Origin of the sequence: Pseudomonas brassicacearum (genome assembly GCF_003732175.1) — a bacterium.
In the GTDB taxonomy this organism is placed as follows: Bacteria; Pseudomonadota; Gammaproteobacteria; order Pseudomonadales; family Pseudomonadaceae; genus Aquipseudomonas; species Aquipseudomonas brassicacearum_G.
In genome coordinates, this window is record NZ_MOBI01000017.1 from 208217 (window position 1) to 226644 (window position 18428).

An 18428-nucleotide genomic window follows, 5' to 3' on the forward strand; every position below is an offset into this window, starting at 1 on the left:
ACCTCATGAACACTGCCCAATTGCGACGCGTGAATACCGAAAGCTTTGCGCACTACCGTCAGGGCTTGATCGATTTGCTGTTTGACGCCGTGAAGCACGGTGCCTCGATCGGCTTCATGGCCGACCTTGATGATGCCCAGGCCCGCGCCTACATCAACAGTGTCCAGGCCGGGCTTGAGGACGGCAGTCTGTTGCTGTGGGTAGTGGTTCACGATGAAAAGGTCCTGGCCAGCGTGCAACTGGGCCTGTGCCAAAAAGCCAATGGCCGCAATCGCGCCGAAGTGCAAAAGCTGCAGGTGCGCCATGACACGCGGCGACGCGGCCTGGCTCAACAACTGATGAATGCACTGGAGCTTGCCGCGCGCCAGCACAAACGTGGCCTGCTGTACCTCGACACCGAAGCCGGCTCCGCGGCCGAAGCGTTCTATCAATCCCTTGGCTACACCCGTGTCGGTGAGCTGCCGAACTACTGCCAAAGCCCGGACGGTCGTTACACCCCGACCGCCATCTACTACAAGACCCTGGGACAACCCGAATGATTCCTGGCGAATATCAGATCAATCCCGGCGACATCGAGCTCAACGCCGGCCGTCGCACCCTGAGCCTGACCGTGGCCAACAGCGGCGATCGGCCGATTCAGGTCGGCTCGCACTACCACTTTTTCGAAACCAACGACGCCCTGACGTTCGACCGCACCGCCAGCCGTGGCATGCGCCTGAACATCCCGGCCGGCACCGCCGTGCGCTTCGAACCGGGGCAGAGCCGCGAGGTCGAGCTGGTGGACCTGGCCGGACATCGCCGGGTGTTCGGGTTTGCCGGCAGGATCATGGGCGACCTCGACTAACTGATCGTTCCCACGGTCCCCGTGGGAATGCATCCCGTGACGCTCCGCGTCACGCTTGAACGGCGGACGCTGAGCGTCCATGGCGGCATTCCCACGCAGAGCGTGGGAACGATCAATCTGAAGGCACACGCATGAAAATCTCAAGACAAGCCTACGCCGACATGTTCGGCCCCACCGTCGGTGACAGGGTTCGCCTGGCCGACACCGAGCTGTGGATCGAAGTCGAAAAAGACTTCACCACCTACGGTGAAGAAGTGAAGTTCGGCGGCGGCAAAGTGATTCGCGATGGCCAGGGTCAGAGCCAGTTACTGGCGGCGGAAGTGGTCGATACGCTGATCACCAACGCGCTGATCATCGACCATTGGGGCATCGTCAAAGCCGATGTCGGCCTCAAGGATGGGCGTATTGCAGCCATCGGCAAAGCCGGCAACCCGGACGTCCAGCCGAACGTGACCATCGCGGTCGGCGCCAGCACCGAAGTGATCGCCGGCGAAGGGATGATCCTCACGGCGGGCGGTGTCGACACGCACATCCACTTCATCTGTCCGCAGCAGATCGAAGAAGCATTGATGAGCGGCGTCACGACCATGATCGGCGGCGGCACGGGGCCGGCGACGGGCACCAACGCCACCACCTGCACCTCCGGCCCTTGGCACCTGGCGCGGATGCTCCAAGCGGCGGATGCGTTCCCGATGAACATCGGTCTTACCGGCAAGGGTAACGCCAGCCTGCCGGAGCCGCTGATCGAACAGGTCAAGGCCGGTGCTATCGGCCTCAAGCTGCACGAGGACTGGGGCACCACGCCGGCGAGCATCGACAACTGCCTGAACGTCGCCGACCAGTTCGACGTACAGGTGGCGATCCACACCGACACCCTGAACGAATCCGGCTTTGTCGAAACCACCCTCGCCGCTTTCAAGGGTCGGACCATCCACACCTACCACACCGAAGGTGCCGGCGGCGGCCACGCGCCCGACATCATCAAGGCCTGCGGTTTCGCCAACGTGCTGCCGAGCTCGACCAACCCGACCCGGCCGTTCACCCGCAACACCATCGACGAACACCTCGACATGCTGATGGTCTGCCACCACCTGGACCCGAGCATCGCCGAAGATGTGGCCTTCGCCGAAAGCCGTATCCGCCGCGAAACGATTGCGGCCGAAGACATCCTCCACGACCTCGGCGCGTTCTCGATGATCAGCTCCGACAGTCAAGCCATGGGCCGCGTCGGTGAAGTCATCACCCGCACCTGGCAAACCGCCGACAAGATGAAAAAGCAGCGTGGCGCACTGGCAGGTGATGGCGAGGGCAATGACAACTTCCGCGTCAAACGCTACATCGCCAAGTACACCATCAACCCGGCCATCACTCACGGCATCAGCCATGAAGTGGGCTCGATCGAAGTCGGTAAATGGGCTGACCTGGTGCTCTGGCGCCCGGCATTTTTCGGGGTCAAACCGACACTGATCCTCAAGGGCGGTGCCATTGCGGCGAGCCTCATGGGCGATGCCAACGCCTCGATCCCGACGCCGCAACCGGTGCATTACCGTCCGATGTTCGCCAGTTACGGTGGTTCGCTGCACGCCACCAGCCTGACGTTCATCAGCCAGGCGGCGCAGGACGCGGGCCTTCCCGAAGCACTAGGGCTGAAAAAGAAAATCGCCGTGGTCAAAGGTTGCCGCGAGGTGCAGAAAACCGACCTGATCCACAACGACTACCTACCCAACATTGATGTCGATCCACAGACCTATCAGGTCAAGGCCGACGGCGTACTACTGTGGTGTGAACCCGCGGATGTATTGCCGATGGCGCAGCGGTATTTCCTGTTTTGAGATTCATACACGCATAAAAAACCGGCACGAAGGTCGTCAGTCTTCGTGCCGGGATGACAGCCTGTGCGTGATCAGTTGGAGGGTTCGACAGTAAAGGGGATTTCAACCCGTTGCAGTTTTGCCCGATCCATTGCTTGCTGAGTCAATATCTTGAGCAACGCCTTCATCTCGGCGTCTATCAAACTCAGCTCGGCGGCATACTCCTCTTCAGTCATGATCCGCCCCGGAGCAAACTCACTTTCCTGTTTGCCCAACTCTGCGGCGAGCACCCGAATGTCCTCTTTCAACCGGGCTTTTTCCTCAGTTGATAGCGTGGGTTCAGTCTCCCGTCGTTCCAGCGCCGTGTAGAACTCCGTGGTCGCATCGATTCGTCGCCTGAAGGCTTTGAAAGTACTCCGATTGGAACCCTGGACATAAGACTCCCAGAATGGCTGCTCGATGATCGAATCGCAGAGTAGATCCCCCTCCTCCAGACTGAGCACACGCCGATAGGCACTTTCGATCATCTGGGGAGTGACACCGGAGTGCGTTCGAAACTGCAGGTCACGTGACTGCCAGGGTAGATCCAGTCGACCGGCCAGGTCCGTCATGTAGGCCAGATGGGTCTCGACCTCATCAATGGACCCTGTGTAATGGCCAGTTTCCGGATCGAAAACCCTGAATGTCTCATTGTTCTCCAGTCGCTCGGCAATGTTCTTATGGGCGATCCGGCTCAACTCATCGAGCCGCGATTTGCCTCTGGCCAGCAGCACCAGTTCGGCCTCTACCAGACTCGGGTTGGCAAGCTCATAGGCTTCATGAATCAGCACTTCAACGCCCATTGCATTGAACAGCTGCGCGCCGGCATCGACGCAATTGGTGGTCTCTTTCGCCAGGACAAAAAGATTTTTCCGCAGTTCGCTGTCTTTGGACATGGCCTCCAGCATTCGCCAGAGCTTGCTCGTCATGTCCACTCTGAATGCCGGATCGTTTTTGAAGTGGACGGACTCGGTGAGTTTCCTGATCTGGTTGAAAAACGGCACCGAGTCGAACTCGTCTTCGACGCTATTCCAGATGGACTGCCGAGCGACCCATTCAGGTCGCGTCATGCCCTCTTCCCAGTCAAGACTGTCGCGCACGCCGCGAGGCGGATAGGGACGATCAGGGTCCAGACCGACGGATCGGATGTACTGCCTGAGCGTCTGGAGATCGAATTCCGGCAACCACTGCGGCTCACGGTTCAAGAGCGTGCGAGCCATCAGCTCTGCCTGGACGGAGCCTGGCGCAACCAGAGGAATGTAGGTGATTACGTTGCGCTGCATATCCAGGTAAAAATGCCGGAACCGGGGCTGGGAGAACAGACCGTCGGGCCAGGTGCGAATGCCGGTATCAGCCAGGTACAACGAATGTAAATTGCGCATTTGGCCAATGTCGGGAACGCGCCCCAACGGGTTTCCCTGCAAGTCCAGGGTCTGAAGCCGGGTAAGGTTTCTGAGGTCGGCCACCGATTGCCCATCCAGCACGATTCGATTCCCGCGCAGGGTCAACTCCATCAGCCCTCGCATTCGACCGATGACGTGAGGAAGCCGTGTAAGTGGGTTGTTATCGAGGTTCAACGATCGAAGCCGCGGGAAGTGATCGAGAAAAGAAACCTGTGCATCGATCAACTCGGTTCGGTTCAAGTTGAGTCGGGTGACATGGTTGAAGTTGCCTTCCAGGGCCGGCATGGTCCCCAGATGGCGCCCCAGCGGAACATGTTCAAGGTCGAGTACCACACCATGCAGATTCCCGTATGAATCCACATCCCGCTGGCCGATTCGCTGCCAGGATTCCCTGATCGCTTTGTACAATGCGTTTCTGGACTGCCATTCGGCGATGCCGGCAGCGCTGAACCCGAAGGCCTCGGTAGGCGACTTCAACCAGCGTTGAAAATTGGCGTTTAGCCGATTGAATTCTGCTTCGAGCGCGCTCGCCCGCTCTTCCACACTACTTTCGCTGCCGCCGCCCTCCAGATAGACCTGGGCCTCGGCCTCTGTCCAGCCGGGGCGAATGCTGCGAACCCGTTCTTGCGGTGTCAGTCTTGCGGGTAACTGGCGGACACCTTGAGTGATGCCCTGCATGCCACCACGCAGTTTCATCGTGGCGGGGTCATAGGCCGGCTTGCGGATCGGGCTATCCGCCAGAAGTGAGCTGAGGCTGTCCCGTGGCAACGGTGCTTTTTGAATCGCATGTCTCAACTGCGTACCTTGATTGATCTCATACCCCAGCGCGTTTCTTTCGACATCAGGCAAGGCATGCAGCACGGATGCATAAAGGTTATCGGGCCCATGCAGGTGATTATCTTCGTCATCGCGTGCCTGGTATTGGCCGTCCTCGCTGACCAGGACTTTGCGCACGGAGGCATCTGCCGGACCGACACTGTCACGCAACGGCCCATCGAATGAAGCATCACGGATTTCGATCCGAACGTTCTCGGACCAGTTCGGCAAAACCTGCAATGAATGCAGCGCCAGCCGTTCAGTATCCACATTGTCCACAGAGTCGAGGAAAAGGCCTTCGTAGGCGCGTGCTACACGCAACTCGAGCAAGGCCACGAGCACACGCTCTCTGAGTTGCAAGGGTATGCGCGATGGTTCCGTTATTTTGAGTAGCCCTTCGGCATCGACACTGGCCAGCAACTCCTGGGCAACTGAGGTGGGTAGCCCGCTAAAAGCGTCTTGAAGCACCAGCACTTGAGGATTGCTTGTATGCTGCTGCCGACGGTTTAGCGTATCGAACAGACCTGCGCGACGCGTGTCAGCGTGCATGGCAAGCCTGCTTTTCAAGGCTTCGATACGGAGTTGTTTATCCGTGGAGATCCGCTGCCCGAGCAGCTCGCGGATGTCTGTCTCGTCAGCGAACTTCACGGCGAGCTCTGGAAGCTTCCCTGCGCGGATCTCTGCGTGGGTTATCTTCAGTGTGTTGGCCGGTGACGCGTCGATGTTGCCATACTTGATCGAATGCCCCCGATGTTCGGGCCCTTCAAATACCTCGATAGTTTTTTGTGTTGGCCATCCCCGCAACTCCGTCAGCAAACGTGGCACCTGCTCGACAAAAGCTTGCGGAACCTCATCGACCAAAATCTGCTCGGGCAACTTCTGCACATCAACCCACGCATTGAAGCGCTCGATCGTGTCGATCATCAGCGCTGGTGGCGGTTCGCTGATTATGTGCAGCCTTCGCAGGAGGTCTTCCTCCACACCACTGGCAATACGAATCTGCTCCAGCGTGGCATCGGAGAAACCCTCGACCGACGGGCCCATGCGACGCATGAGTGTGGTTTTGTCCCACTCAATGGGGTGGTCCAGTTTGGTTTTCCAGGCCCCGGCACCGTTGTGCGCAAGTTTCGGCTGATAAGCCTCCGGCCGATTCGGGTGCCGCAGGCGTGGCTGGCCAGTGTGTGGATCCTCACTGACGACGAAATACCTGTTCTCGCGCTTCAGGATGTCTTTTTCGCTGTGTCGATACAGGCCCTGCTCGCTCGGCTTTGCCTCTTTGGGCAAGATAATGTCATGCGCGTAGGGCGTCAGGTCCGCCTTCCAGAGGCGGGTCTTGCCGTCAGGGAGCTCAACCTGTTTCAACTGGTCGATAAAGGACGATGGTTTGACAGGCGCAGGCGCACCGCCCGGCAACACATGCCCGGCAGCCATGATTGCCAACTGGGCGAAATTGATCATGACGCCAGTGAGGTGGGCAGCGGCTTCTTCCTTGTCCCCTTTGCTCCACTCTTCAATCCCTTCCATGGTTTCGAACAGCATCTGCCCGACCATGACGGCCAGCACCGCCTCCCCAAGACCAGGGACCAACAGGGCACCAAAGCTGAACACGTTCCAGCCGATGTCCAGGTAGCTGGTCAGCCGACTCCAGCGGGTGGCCCTGTCTTCATCGTCGGTCGGCACGGCGATCTGTCGCGCATCCGCAATTGCCTTGTCCCCCCGCCACCGACCAAGCTGCGGCCAGAGATCGCCTGAAATGACGTTGGTAATGGGCTCCGCGTCGGGGTTCTCGACCGCGGTCTCTCGCCACCACGGGCCCATGTCCAACGGTTCGCGCTGCTTCCATGTAAAGGTAGTGAACCGCTCCCGGACCCGACTGAAGAATCTGCCCTGGTCTTTTTTCGCCACAAACCGACTGAAAAACTGTTGATAGTCCGAGGTGCGCAGTTGGCTCGTCAGCTCCTTCATGAAGTCAGTGAACGAGGCATATTCCTTGAGCGGATGATCGGGGTCGCCGGGAACATAAGCGATCAGCGTGCCGTCCAGACGACTTTGCTCATGAATATCCTCGCGGCGAAACATTTCTTCGGCCATACCGCTGGGACCGTTGGCAAAAAACGCCTTGAGCAACTTGAATTGCTCAAACTCCTGCCCCGCTAGAAGCATCAGCCGATGCGACCACTCCATCATCGTTCGCTGATGTTCTGGAACCAGACTGTCAAAGGTCGTTTTGATTGTCGACGGATCAGCCACTGCACTGAACAGCACGATACCGGTCAGCTTGAACCCCATGAGTGACAGTCGATGACTGTGCAAGGGGCGATTGCCCAGCTGTATGTTTTGCTGGTCATCGCGCACCTGCTGCAACTTTCCATACACATCGAAAGTTATGTCCTTCTTCAAATAGGCAATGAGCGCCGACTCGTTGAAAGCTGCTCTTTCACTGGCAATGGACTGTCGCTCAAGTATCGCCCTGGCCTTGGCATCTATAGGCCTCAGCAACGCCGTGATGTGTTGTTGATACTGCGCTCCGATGTCCAGGGTCCGACACAGGGCTGCAAACTTCTCGACGGTCAGTTCATGACGCTGGGGAGCGCCTTCGGCGTCCGTAGTAAAGACGCCAGAACCATCGCGAAACGCCCCCGCATGGGTTTCAGGCTCTTCAAAGTTATGCAGGGCGGCTTCCAGCAGTGTGGAGTGTCTGAGTCGACTGGCATTCGTATCGATGGTGCCAAACCCCAGTTTGGCGGGAACATAAAGCCGCAGTGACGTCGCCTTGACATCCAGTTCCAGGTTCAACTGCTGTTTCAGCGCCTCGACCAGCAACGGCTCGGCAAACTCATTGATGTCCTTTTGTAATTCACCCAGGGTCTTGTCCAGCGCGTCCTGCAAGCGCCAGCGTTCATTAATGAGTTCTTTCAGGTATTGGCGATCGATACGGCGTGCGTTGATGTACCACTCGGGCACCGCTGGTTTCAGATCAGTCATCGATGCAAGCGTCGAAATCGATGCATCTTTCAATAGCATTGCAAGGCTGCCCGCTAAATATTCCTGATGAATAACGGCATTATTGTCAACGGCCACCGAAGACATTGCCGAGATCGACTTTTCCGGTAATTCATTCATTTTCGCAACTGTCCCTGTGTGCTTATAAGAACTACCAGCTTATTCAATACCTCAGATAACAAAAGATTAAATAACTGCTGTAAAACCAGCATAAACGCCCAATAACATTTAACTTCAGAACCTGAAAAACAATTAAATACCACCCTGACAACCACAGTGACTGATCCTGCTCGTCAACGGTAGTTTTGAGCCGGTCTTAAAGGCGCTAAAATGCGAGACCGTCAAGCGCTTACTGCGTGGAGCCTTCGACCATGCGTCTATCCGAATTCATCGTGACTCACGTCGACCGCATCGTCGACGAATGGGAGCTGTTCGCCCGAACCATAGCCCCCGACCCTGATTCCATGGACCGGACGCTCCTGCGTGACCACGCCACATTGATCCTGCTGGCCGCTTCCCGCGACATGAAGACCGCCCAGACGGGCCTCGAACAAGCGGCCAAGGCCAGGGGCGAAGGCCCGGAAAAAACACCAAGCCTGGACAAGGCCGCGGCCAGCCATGGCGAGCTTCGGCATAACGTGGGGTTTGATCTGGTGCAGATGACCTCTGAGTTCCGCCACTTGCGGGCCAGCGTGATTCGCTTGTGGGTCAACAGCCTGGAGTCGCCAGACGTGGTGTACATGCAGGACATGATCCGTTTCAACGAAGCCATCGACGAAGCCCTGGCCGAGTCCACCGCAGCGTACGCCGAGCAGGTCAATCGTTCACGGGACATCTTCCTGGCCATTCTGGGCCATGACCTGCGCACGCCTTTGCAAGCCGTGAACATGTCCACTGAGATGTTGCTACGCAAGGCCAAACTGGAAAGCGACGCCCAGACCTATGTCGCAAGCATCAGGAGCAGCGCCCGGCACATGGCGGCGATGGTGAACGATTTACTGGAACTGGTGCGCAGCCGCTTGGGCAGCGGCCTGCCGATCGAACCGGCACCGATGGACCTGGCCGCCGCCGCAAAAGCTGCGCTGGACGAAGCCGGCGCCGGGCAGCCGGACTGCAACTCACAACTGATCGTCGAAGGCGACACCCATGGCATCTGGGACCGCACGCGCCTCGGCCAACTGCTGCAAAACCTTGTCGGTAATGCCTTGCAGCACGGTGCCAATCGACACCCCGTGACGCTGAGCATCATGGGAGAAAAAGATCAGGTGACGCTGACCATGCACAACCATGGCGAACCGATTCCCGCCGAGGCACTGCCAACGATATTCGACCCACTGGTGCGCAGCGCCAGCGAAGAACTCGCCGGCCCTTCCACCAGCCTTGGGCTCGGTTTGTTCATCGTCAAACAAGTGGTGGACGCCCACCAGGGCACTATCGAAGTCAGCTCCAGCGAGGCCGAGGGCACGACGTTCAGCGTGGTATTGCCGAGGGTGTCGCGGGTGGTTTAGCCGCAGTCAGCGGCTCCGTAGCACCGCATGTGGCGAGGGGGCTTGCCCCCGCTGGGCTGCGAAGTAGCCCTAAAACCTGTAATCGGGTTTCGTCAGATACACCGCGTTTGCCGGGTTTACGACCGCTTCGCGCTCGAGCGGGGGCAAGCCCCCTCGCCACAGGTTCGGTGTTCATCCCTTGACCAAGGTGGCTACGAGAGGGGCTATTCGACTAGCAACCGCCCCAGCCGCTGCCTGAGCATCCGGTTTTCGGTGCGCAGCTGCTGCACTTCTTCGAGCAGGTCGAGCGCCAGGGCGACGCCTTCCCATTCCAGCTCAAGGTCTCGGTGCAACTTGGCGGCACGCTTGGCGACCGCCAGTTCATAGTCGTTGAAACGCCAATCCTTGGGCTGCGCGCCCTGAGGTTCGAGGATTCCGTGTTCGACGATTTCGATCACGTAGACGTCCGACAAATCGGTCGCCTCACAGAATTCTGCCATGTCCAGTTGAACGATCAGGGGGTTGCTCATGATTGGCTACTCCTTCTCTTGACTCAAAAATGCTCCCGAGGATTAAAAGCGGCTTTCTTCGCCAGCTCATGCCACAACGCTTTGACGTCATCGTCGGTATGTTTGGGCATTACCGCCTTGAGCTGCACGAACAGGTAACCACGCTGCCCAGCCTTGTTCAGCAGGCCGTGGCCTTTGGCGCGCATGCGCTGGCCGTTCTGGCTTCCGGCAGGAACCTTGAGGTTGATCTTGCCGGTCAGGGTCGGCACCGCGACCTCTGCACCCAGCGCCAGCTCCCACGGGGCCAGTGGCAAGGTGATGATCAGGTTTTCACCTTCAACGTCGTATTTCGGGTGCGGCGCAAAACGAATGGTCAGGTACAGATCGCCATTGGCGCCGCTACCGACACCCGGTGCCCCCTGGCCCTTGAGTCGAATGCGCTCACCATCGGTGACACCCGCCGGAATCTTCACGTTCAGGCTTTTGCTGGTATTGCTGACGTGCTGGCCAGCCGCGTTGTACTGCGGCACCTGGAAGCTGACCTTCTTCGATTCGGTCGACAGGGTTTCTTCCAGAAAAACCGGTAATTCCATTTCCACGTCTTGCCCTCGACGACCGGCACTGCGACCAGACTGTCCACCCCCGAAACCCGGGCCACGGTTACCAAAAATCGAACTGAAGAAGTCCGAAAAGTCGCCACTGTCCTGACCACCGCCAAAGCCACCCGCACCACCACGCCCCTGCCAACCCGGCGGGCCCTGGAACGGTTGGCCATGCTGGCCGTATTTGCGCAGGTCGTCGTATTCGGCGCGCTTGTCGGCGCTTTTCAGCGCTTCATAGGCTTCCGAGGCGTCCTTGAACTTGGCCTCGGCGTCTTTTTCCTTGCTGACGTCGGGGTGGTATTTGCGCGCCAGCTTGCGATAGGCGGCCTTGATCGCCTTATCGTCAGCGGTCGGCTCCACACCGAGAATCTTGTAATAGTCTTTGAAGTCCATCGAGGGAATCACCATCCGTTATCGATATCGCACAGCCAGACACAGCATGCACTGATTGGCTGCCGCAGGCTTGACCGATCTCAAGAATCTGATCGGGCAGCACATCCGAAGTTTATCGGCAGCCGGGGCGGATCACTTGATCACAGAGTGGCTGCCACGCCATGTCCGTATGTTTGGGGAACAAGGATAGTCTTTCAAGTGAGCGATGACCTTGAATTTAGCGGATAGTCGGCCTTCGATTCTGCGCCGCTCTGGCATACACTGCGCGGCCGTTTTTTAACCGGAACCTGTAAAGACATGAAAAACGCATCTCCGGCCCGTGCCTGCGGTATCGACTTTGGCACGTCCAACTCCACTGTCGGTTGGCTGCGCCCTGGCATGGAAACGCTGATCGCGCTGGAGGACGACAAAATCACCCTGCCGTCGGTGGTCTTCTTCAACATGGAAGAACGGCGCCCCGTGTACGGCCGGCTGGCGTTGCACGAGTATCTGGAAGGCTACGAAGGTCGCTTGATGCGCTCGCTCAAAAGCCTGCTGGGCTCCAAGCTGATCAAGCATGACACCAGCGTCCTGGGCACGGCAATGCCGTTCAAGGACCTGCTCGGGCTGTTCATCGGCCAGTTGAAGAAGCGTGCCGAGACCGCCGCCGGTCGAGAATTCGAAGAAGTGGTGCTGGGGCGTCCGGTATTTTTCGTCGATGACGATGAAATGGCTGACCAGGAAGCCGAAAACACCCTGGTGGACGTAGCCCGCGCCATCGGTTTCAAGGACGTCTCGTTCCAGTACGAACCGATTGCAGCGGCATTCGACTATGAGTCGACCATCGAAAAGGAAGAGCTGGTGCTGATCGTCGACATCGGCGGGGGTACGTCGGACTTCTCCCTGGTGCGCCTGTCGCCTGAGCGACGCGGCCACGACAACCGTCACGACGACATCCTCGCCACCGGCGGCGTGCACATCGGCGGGACCGATTTCGACAAGCAACTGAGCCTGCAGGGCCTGATGCCGCTGTTCGGTTATGGCAGCCGGATGAAGAGCGGTGCCTACATGCCCACCAGCCACCACATGAACCTGGCGACCTGGCACACCATCAACTCGGTGTACTCGCAGAAGTCGACCCTGGCTTTGGGCAGCATGCGTTACGACATCGAAGACACCGGCGGTATCGATCGCCTGTTCAAGCTGATCGACCAGCGTGCCGGGCACTGGCTGGCAATGGAAGTGGAAGAAACCAAGATCCAGCTGACCCATGCCGACAGTCGCCACGTGCCGCTGGACCGGATCGAACCGGGTTTGAGCGTCGAACTGAGCCGGGCGCTGTTCGAGTCGGCCATCGACAACCTGCTGGAACGGGTGCGCAACAGCGTGACCCAATTGCTCAACGACGCCAATGTGCGCGTCGACCAAGTGGATACGGTGTTCTTTACCGGTGGTTCGAGCGGGATTCCGGCGCTGCGTAACAGCGTGTCGGCGATGCTGCCTAACGCGCAGCATGTAGAAGGGAACATCTTTGGCAGCATCGGCAGCGGATTGGCGATCGAGGCGATGAAGCGTTACGGCACCTTGGCCTGACCCCGTAAATGATCGTTCCCATGCTCTGCGTGGGAACGATCATCGTCAAACCATCCCGATCAGCTTCAACTCGCTCTTCAAGTACGCGTAATAAATCGGCCCCGCCACCACCCCCGGCAGGCCGAATGCGGCTTCGAACACCAGCATTGCCAGCAGCAACTCCCAAGACTTGGCACTGATCTGCCCGCCGACGATCCGCGCGTTGAGGAAGTATTCCAGCTTGTGGATAAAGATCAGATAACCCAGCGCCGCCACCGCAACCCAGATCGACAACGACAAGCCGACGATGGTGATCAGCGTGTTGGACATCAGGTTGCCGATCACCGGCAGCAAGCCCAGCAGGAAGGTCAGCACGATCAGGGTTTTGGTCAACGGCAGCTTGATCCCGAACAGCGGCAGGATCACCGCGAGGAAGATCCCGGTAAAAAAAGTGTTGAGCAGGGAAATCTTGATCTGCGCAAAGACGATATTGCGAAACGCTTGAACCAGCAGGTGCAAACGGTCGAACAGTGCCGCCGCCAGGGGTTTGCGTTGGGTCAGGTCAGGGATGCGCTGCAAGGCGATGATCGCCCCCAGCACCATGCCGATCAGCAACGTGACGAACATGTGCGCGGCGTCTTTGCCGACCAGTTGCAGGTCGCTCAGGTGTTTGCTCAGCCACTCGCCGATGGCCACGCGAAATTCAGCGGCACTGGCGGGCAGATAAGCGTCGATGAACGGCGGTAACTGACCACGCGCCTTGTCGACCACCAGCATGAATTTGTCCAGGGAAGCCCCGGGATTTTCTGCTTCGTGCAGCAGAAAACTGATAGCACCGGCAAAAATCAGCGCCAGTACGCTGACCACCAGCGTGCCGAGCAAGGCCACGGCCAGCCAGCGTGCACGCCGCCCTTCGATCAGTCGTTGCAGCTGCGGGGTGAGCATGTTGACCAGTTCGAACACCAGTAACCCGGCCAGCAGACTGGGCAACAGTCGCAGCGGTATCACCAGCAGTAGCCCACCAAAAATGATCACCCAACTGACCAACAGCAACACGTGACGCTGAGAAAACGTTGGCATACAGCCTCAAAACAAACGGCGTTAAAGGATTGGCAGTCTGCCAGCCTTCTGGCATTGAAGCGAGCAAACACACTCCCGATGGAACAGGAATTCTCCTGTGGGAGCGAGCCTGCTCGCGATGGCGTCACCGCGTTCAGCAGTCATACCGAGTTGCCTGTATCGCGAGCAAGCTCGCTCCCACATGACCGCGCTTTACCCGGATGGATTATTTTTTCTTCAGGCAATCGCTCATGAAGGTTTTGCGCGCATCACCTTTAAGCGCCTGCGCGGTAGCGGTGACGTTGCAGGTTTTCATCTTCTCTTGTTGAGGGGTCATCGGTTTGGCTGCTTCTGCTGCCGGCGCGGCTTTCAGGCAGGTACTCATAAAGGCTTTGCGCTCATCACCCTTGAGGGCTTTCGCGGTGGCGTCGGCATTGCAGGTGGCCATTTTGTTCTGTTGAGCCGTGGCGGCAAAGCCTTGGGAACAGAGCAGCAGACCGATCATCAACAAAGGGATACGCAGCATCTTCATGGAGTTTTCTCCTTGTTACCGCGCCGATGGGCGCGGCCTCGAACGGAGTGTAGACAAATGCCGTTACACCTTCATCTTTCAACTTTGACGACCTGCAAAAAAGCCGAGAGCGAGTATCAGTGACTCGCTCCCGGCTCGAACAACACTTCAAGAATGGCCGTTAACGGGACGAGATCGCTTTGTAGTAGCCCTCAAACGTCTCGATGCGATTCTCGATAACCGAGGCGCTGTGTCGCTCGAAAGAAACCGCTCGCTCATCAGGCGATACATAGGTAGCGCCTAGCTCTTTCAATGAAGTCCATTGGGCATAACCGCCTTTCTGATGCAGCTTGGCAACTTTTATCGCCCTGAGCGTGGAATCATCCGAGCCTCGAGGCGGAATAACGGCAGGACCGGAAGGTGCATCGTCGATAAATGCATACTCGGCGACGGCAGGGCCAGGCTTCAGGGTCAGCACCGGTTCAGGATCGAACGTGAAGTAGCCCTCGCTGGTCAGATGGGCACTGGGAAACTCTGGCCAGGAATCGGCAGCGACCAGTTGCTCCGGGTGGCTCAAGTCACCAATGACAACATACTGATGGTCAAAGTTGGTGGCTTTGACAATATGTATTTCAGATGTCCGGGGCTGGTTCGCGAGGATCGAGAACGTCACTTTCGAATTCTCTGAACAGTTCCCGCCCTTGATGTTGATAGCGGCCTGTGCGGCTTCGGCAGTGGTGAGCTCGGCCGTAGGCAAACCGGTAACCAAGTCGATTTTTCGGAGATTTTTCAGTGCGGCGATAGCCGATCCGCCCTTTTCCCAGATGCTCGGTAGTTGGTTGCCGGACAAAGGGAGAAGCTCCTTGGCGCGGGTGATCGCACGCTGCGCCATGTTCAAATCGGCCATGGTCTGCGACGAGACTTCAATGACCTTCTCGGCTGCGCTCATATGCTCACCCAGCATCTCCACGTAGCTATGCAAATCAGCCAGTGTGCCCGACGGAGCGTTGCCTGCTTTCGCTGCGAGAGCCAGCGATTCATATTGATCCGTACGTTCTGTTCTCTTCAGGTAACGAGCGGTCATTCCCAGCTCCCGCTGCGAATCCGACAAGGGCGTTGGTTCACCGTCCATGAACATGTTGTTCAATAGTTCGGTGAATTGCTCAGGGGACAGCAATTTTTTCAGCTCGGGCAACAGTTCGACACTCTGACGCATTGTTGCAGTCACCAAAGGGCTGTCGACTGCATCGTGAAACGCCCACTGGAGATAATTCAGGTCCAGTACCGACAGGTTCTCATGTATTAATTTCAACCCATTCAAATAGTCGTTTTTTAGCGACGGCAAAGGCTCAGAAGAATAGGCCCGCTCGACAAGGTCTTTAAAAACCGCCTGGATATTCAGCGACTCTGACCCCACACCCTCCCCATTGGATGCACCTCCACGCAGACGAAGCAAGGTGGGATTGAAAGCCGGAGGTATCGGGACCGGGGACTGCGCAAGTATCGTGGACAACCTGTCAGGCCTTACTGCGTGGTCACGTACGGCCTGCTTCAGTGTCTGAACGTCACTCCTGCGAATATTCAAACCGTTCAGTTCGGCATCCGGGAGTGCCTGCAAGATCGAGGAGTAGAGGTCAGTCTCTGCGTGCAAGGCATGACCTTGATCATCGTATGCCTGGAAGCTGCCATCTACGCGCGAGACTATCGTGCGTTTAAGCTTGGCGTGCTCTGTACCGATACTGTCCAGCACCCCGCCTTCGTACTCGAACAGCCTGACTTGAATGGACACATCCGAGGGCCAGCCCGGCAGGTTCTCAAGCGAATGCAGCACCAGCGTTTCGGTATCGAAGCTTTCGATCGACCCCAGGTAAAGCCCCTCATAAGCACGAGCAACCCTCACTTCTTCACGCGCATAGAGCGCCAGCCCCTTGAGTCGCGATGGCAAGCGCCCTTGGGCGACTATTTGCAGTTCCTCGGGTGTGGCGACCGCCAGCAACTCTTGCGCAACAGTGCCAGGCAGCCCCGGCATTTCGGATTGAACGGCTTGTACCTGAGGACTCCAGCGCAACTCATGCTCTTTGTAACGAGCATTGAACATGAAGTTTCGCTTGGCGTTGGCACGCCGTGCGAGTTCCGCCCGCAGGATTTTTGCATGAGCCCCCGCAGTCGTGACCGACGCGCCGAGCCCGACTTCCATCAGTGTTTTTGTTTCACCTTCATCAAGGTGCGAAAGCAAGGTTGCAATCAGGTCGCCATCGTTCAGGCGGTCCTCGTTTATCCGCACAGGTGCAGAATCGTTGGAACCTGTCTGCCAAATGACGCCTCCATCGCGCGCGACAAGTTGCAGTGGCTTTTCTCGGGGCCACACTCCATCCAGCAGTTGCAGCTGTGTGCGTACATCGGCTTTCAAGTAATGCTGTGGTTGTTCACTGCTGATCTGATCGATGAACGTCTGAATATCCCGATCAATCCTGAATCGCGTAACGGTATCGCTCAATAAGGGCAATGGAGGCTCATTGTCGATGTACATCCGGCGCATCGCGTCGACGTGGGTGCGGCTGACCGTGCGGATGTCGTCGAACGAATCGGTCAAACCGTCAAGCGGCTGCCCCATCCGCGCCATCAGCGTTTGCTCATCCCACGACTGAGGCTGTTCGCCTTCGATCACGAATGCCCCCGCCCCGTTACTCTCGACCACAGGTTGATAGGCATCCGGCCGGGTTGGATGCTGCACTCGGTGCTTGCCGGTTTGCGGGTCTTTTTTGAGTTCGAAGTGAGACGTATCGAGGCGCAGGATCGGCTTGCCGTCGTGCTGATGCAGCCACAATTCGTCGGGCTTTGAATCTGCAGCCAGAACCAGTGCCTTTTGCTGGTAAGGCTCAAGATTCTGCCCCCACAGACGTTGTTTGCCAGTGGGCAGGGTGACCGGTTTTGCCCCTTCGATAAACGGTGACAGCCTGGAGAACGCCAGGTCGCCAATCTTGATGCCGCCGGCAAACGCTGCCAGTTGAACCAGGCTCTCGGTGAAGCCGATCAGTTGTTCAGCGGCCGCCAGATACAATCCCTCAGACAGATCGAGTACACCTTCAACAACTTCACTGACCAACTGATAAGCCGTATAGGCCAGCATCAATTCACCCAGAAAAGGCACGAAGGGGGTCACCACCAATAACGCGACATTGAAGATGTCCGAGAGCATTTTTTGCAGATTTTCAACCCACGCCCAACGTTCCGTACGATCGGCATCGGCAGTGGAAATGACCAACGCCCGAGCGTCGTTGAGGATTTTGTTTTGCTGTTGCTGATAGAGATAAACCCACAGGTCGCCGTTGAAGCGGGTCTCGGTGTCGTTCTCGAACCGCATGACGCCATAGCGCAGACGAGGATGTTCTTCAGGCGTTTCTCGCCATACGGGCAGGTCCACTCCCCATTCTTTATCGTGCTGGGTGATCCGCACCAGTTGCCCATTGAGCGCGGCAAAAAAATGCCCTCGCTGCTGATGGTCGACAAAGCGACTGAAGAACTGCTGAAAACTGAGCCTGGACAAGGGCTGTGCAGGGGACGACGCCTGGCCGGTATCACGTAATTGGCGAGTCAGCTCGCGGCTGAATTCGACGAGCGACGCGTACTCTTTCAATGGATGCTCGGGATCGTGCGGCACATAGGCAATGATTCGCCTGTTTGCGCCATAAGGCGCATCGAGATCAGCGGCGATGAGCACAATGCCTTTCAGGAGCGTGTCGAGCATCGTCAGGTGGTAATAACGAACAGGAACACCGTCCAGGGTCAGACCTTTAAGCCCCTTGATCATGCCCTGCACAACGAGATACGCCTGCGCCCCGATGTCTTTTCTCAAGAGCGCCATTTGCAGGGCGATTTTCAGCGCGGCTTGCTGGCTTTTTATAACTTTGTGCTGCAACACCCCACGGGCCAGACCATCGGTGGGGCGCAAGTAGCTTTCCAAGTAGTGTTTGTACCTGGCGCCAATATCCAACTCGCGACACAGTGCCGTGAATTGCTCAATGGACATAGTGCTTCGTATCTTCTTTATATCAAAATGTCCCTGCGCATCTGGCCGGGAGATAAACTCCGACCCAGACAAAAACACCTCGGAGCTTGAAAAGTTGTGCAGCGCCGCATCCAGCAAGGAAACAGTACGACTGGTCGCACCGCCATCAAAGTTATGGGCCCATGGAGACAACTTTACCTCGGAGTACAACTTCAGGAACGTTTCCTTGACGTCATCTTCAACACCGTATTTTTCCTTTAACGCCTGACGCAGCAATGGCTCGGCAAATGTATAGACGTCTTGCAAATCCATCAGCATTTTGTCGACATCATTCTGCGACGACCAGCTTGCTTCCAGGGCGTTGAGCATGCTGAGGTGTTCGGCTTTGGAA

General features: G+C 57.6%; 11 protein-coding genes. 5 read left to right on the forward strand and 6 right to left on the reverse strand.

All coding sequences use genetic code 11. The annotated features are described in order from the left end of the window. Positions 1 to 5: 5 nt before the first annotated feature. The 3 genes from BK658_RS16905 (at position 6) to ureC (ending at position 2676) form a co-directional block, all read left to right on the forward strand. Positions 6 to 539 carry a GNAT family N-acetyltransferase gene (locus BK658_RS16905; RefSeq protein WP_123583258.1) on the forward strand — a complete coding sequence of 178 codons (534 nt, stop codon included), beginning with the start codon at positions 6 to 8 and terminating at the stop codon, positions 537 to 539. Then, positions 536 to 844 carry an urease subunit beta gene (locus BK658_RS16910; RefSeq protein ID WP_123583259.1) on the forward strand — a complete coding sequence of 103 codons (309 nt, stop codon included), beginning with the start codon at positions 536 to 538 and terminating at the stop codon, positions 842 to 844. The genes BK658_RS16905 and BK658_RS16910 overlap by 4 nt, the downstream gene beginning before the upstream one ends. A 131-nt stretch (positions 845 to 975) precedes the next feature. Next, positions 976 to 2676 carry an urease subunit alpha gene (ureC, locus tag BK658_RS16915; protein ID WP_123583260.1) on the forward strand — a complete coding sequence of 567 codons (1701 nt, stop codon included), beginning with the start codon at positions 976 to 978 and terminating at the stop codon, positions 2674 to 2676. 71 nt (positions 2677 to 2747) lie between these two features. Here ureC and BK658_RS16920 read toward each other — a convergent pair whose 3' ends face one another. Beyond that, complete coding sequence (locus tag BK658_RS16920; RefSeq protein ID WP_123583261.1) at positions 2748 to 8036, reverse strand: dermonecrotic toxin domain-containing protein; 5289 nt, start codon at positions 8034 to 8036, stop codon at positions 2748 to 2750. Positions 8037 to 8287: 251 nt separating this feature from the next. Between BK658_RS16920 and BK658_RS16925 the strand changes: the two genes are divergently transcribed. After that, a complete protein-coding gene (locus BK658_RS16925) occupies positions 8288 to 9424 on the forward strand; it encodes a sensor histidine kinase (protein WP_123583262.1) in 1137 nt (378 codons plus the stop codon). A gap of 203 nt (positions 9425 to 9627) precedes the next feature. Here the strand turns inward: BK658_RS16925 and BK658_RS16930 are convergent, their stop codons facing one another. Both BK658_RS16930 and BK658_RS16935 read right to left on the reverse strand, forming a co-directional pair. After that, the gene (locus BK658_RS16930; RefSeq protein WP_123583263.1) at positions 9628 to 9933 is read right to left on the reverse strand and encodes a chaperone modulator CbpM; all 306 of its coding nucleotides are present in this window, start codon (positions 9931 to 9933) and stop codon (positions 9628 to 9630) included. A gap of 23 nt (positions 9934 to 9956) precedes the next feature. Further along, on the reverse strand, positions 9957 to 10907 hold the full coding sequence (locus BK658_RS16935) for a DnaJ C-terminal domain-containing protein (protein ID WP_123583295.1): 951 nt from the start codon (positions 10905 to 10907) through the stop codon (positions 9957 to 9959). A gap of 297 nt (positions 10908 to 11204) precedes the next feature. Between BK658_RS16935 and BK658_RS16940 the strand changes: the two genes are divergently transcribed. Then, positions 11205 to 12479 carry an Hsp70 family protein gene (locus BK658_RS16940; protein ID WP_123583264.1) on the forward strand — a complete coding sequence of 425 codons (1275 nt, stop codon included), beginning with the start codon at positions 11205 to 11207 and terminating at the stop codon, positions 12477 to 12479. Positions 12480 to 12524: 45 nt separating this feature from the next. Here BK658_RS16940 and BK658_RS16945 read toward each other — a convergent pair whose 3' ends face one another. From BK658_RS16945 to BK658_RS16955, 3 genes are all read right to left on the reverse strand, one after another. Continuing rightward, a complete protein-coding gene (locus tag BK658_RS16945; protein WP_054595406.1) occupies positions 12525 to 13538 on the reverse strand; it encodes an AI-2E family transporter in 1014 nt (337 codons plus the stop codon). Between the two features lie 205 nt (positions 13539 to 13743). Beyond that, positions 13744 to 14049, reverse strand: a complete 306-nt coding sequence (locus BK658_RS16950) for a PsiF family protein (protein ID WP_123583265.1) — start codon at positions 14047 to 14049, stop codon at positions 13744 to 13746. A gap of 160 nt (positions 14050 to 14209) precedes the next feature. Then, a complete protein-coding gene (locus BK658_RS16955; RefSeq protein ID WP_259740094.1) occupies positions 14210 to 18406 on the reverse strand; it encodes a dermonecrotic toxin domain-containing protein in 4197 nt (1398 codons plus the stop codon). Between the last annotated feature and the right edge of the window lie 22 nt (positions 18407 to 18428).

Bases quoted from the DNA above. Each gene is read 5' to 3' on its own strand.
- BK658_RS16955 (WP_259740094.1), bottom strand. From the start codon at position 18,406: ATGCTCAACGCCCTGGAAGCAAGCTGGTCGTCGCAGAATGATGTCGAC.
- BK658_RS16905 (WP_123583258.1), top strand. From the start codon at position 6: ATGAACACTGCCCAATTGCGACGCGTGAATACCGAAAGCTTTGCGCAC.
- BK658_RS16935 (WP_123583295.1), bottom strand. From the start codon at position 10,907: ATGGACTTCAAAGACTATTACAAGATTCTCGGTGTGGAGCCGACCGCT.
- BK658_RS16920 (WP_123583261.1), bottom strand. From the start codon at position 8,036: ATGAATGAATTACCGGAAAAGTCGATCTCGGCAATGTCTTCGGTGGCC.
- BK658_RS16940 (WP_123583264.1), top strand. From the start codon at position 11,205: ATGAAAAACGCATCTCCGGCCCGTGCCTGCGGTATCGACTTTGGCACG.
- BK658_RS16950 (WP_123583265.1), bottom strand. From the start codon at position 14,049: ATGAAGATGCTGCGTATCCCTTTGTTGATGATCGGTCTGCTGCTCTGT.
- BK658_RS16910 (WP_123583259.1), top strand. From the start codon at position 536: ATGATTCCTGGCGAATATCAGATCAATCCCGGCGACATCGAGCTCAAC.
- BK658_RS16925 (WP_123583262.1), top strand. From the start codon at position 8,288: ATGCGTCTATCCGAATTCATCGTGACTCACGTCGACCGCATCGTCGAC.
- BK658_RS16930 (WP_123583263.1), bottom strand. From the start codon at position 9,933: ATGAGCAACCCCCTGATCGTTCAACTGGACATGGCAGAATTCTGTGAG.
- BK658_RS16945 (WP_054595406.1), bottom strand. From the start codon at position 13,538: ATGCCAACGTTTTCTCAGCGTCACGTGTTGCTGTTGGTCAGTTGGGTG.
- ureC (WP_123583260.1), top strand. From the start codon at position 976: ATGAAAATCTCAAGACAAGCCTACGCCGACATGTTCGGCCCCACCGTC.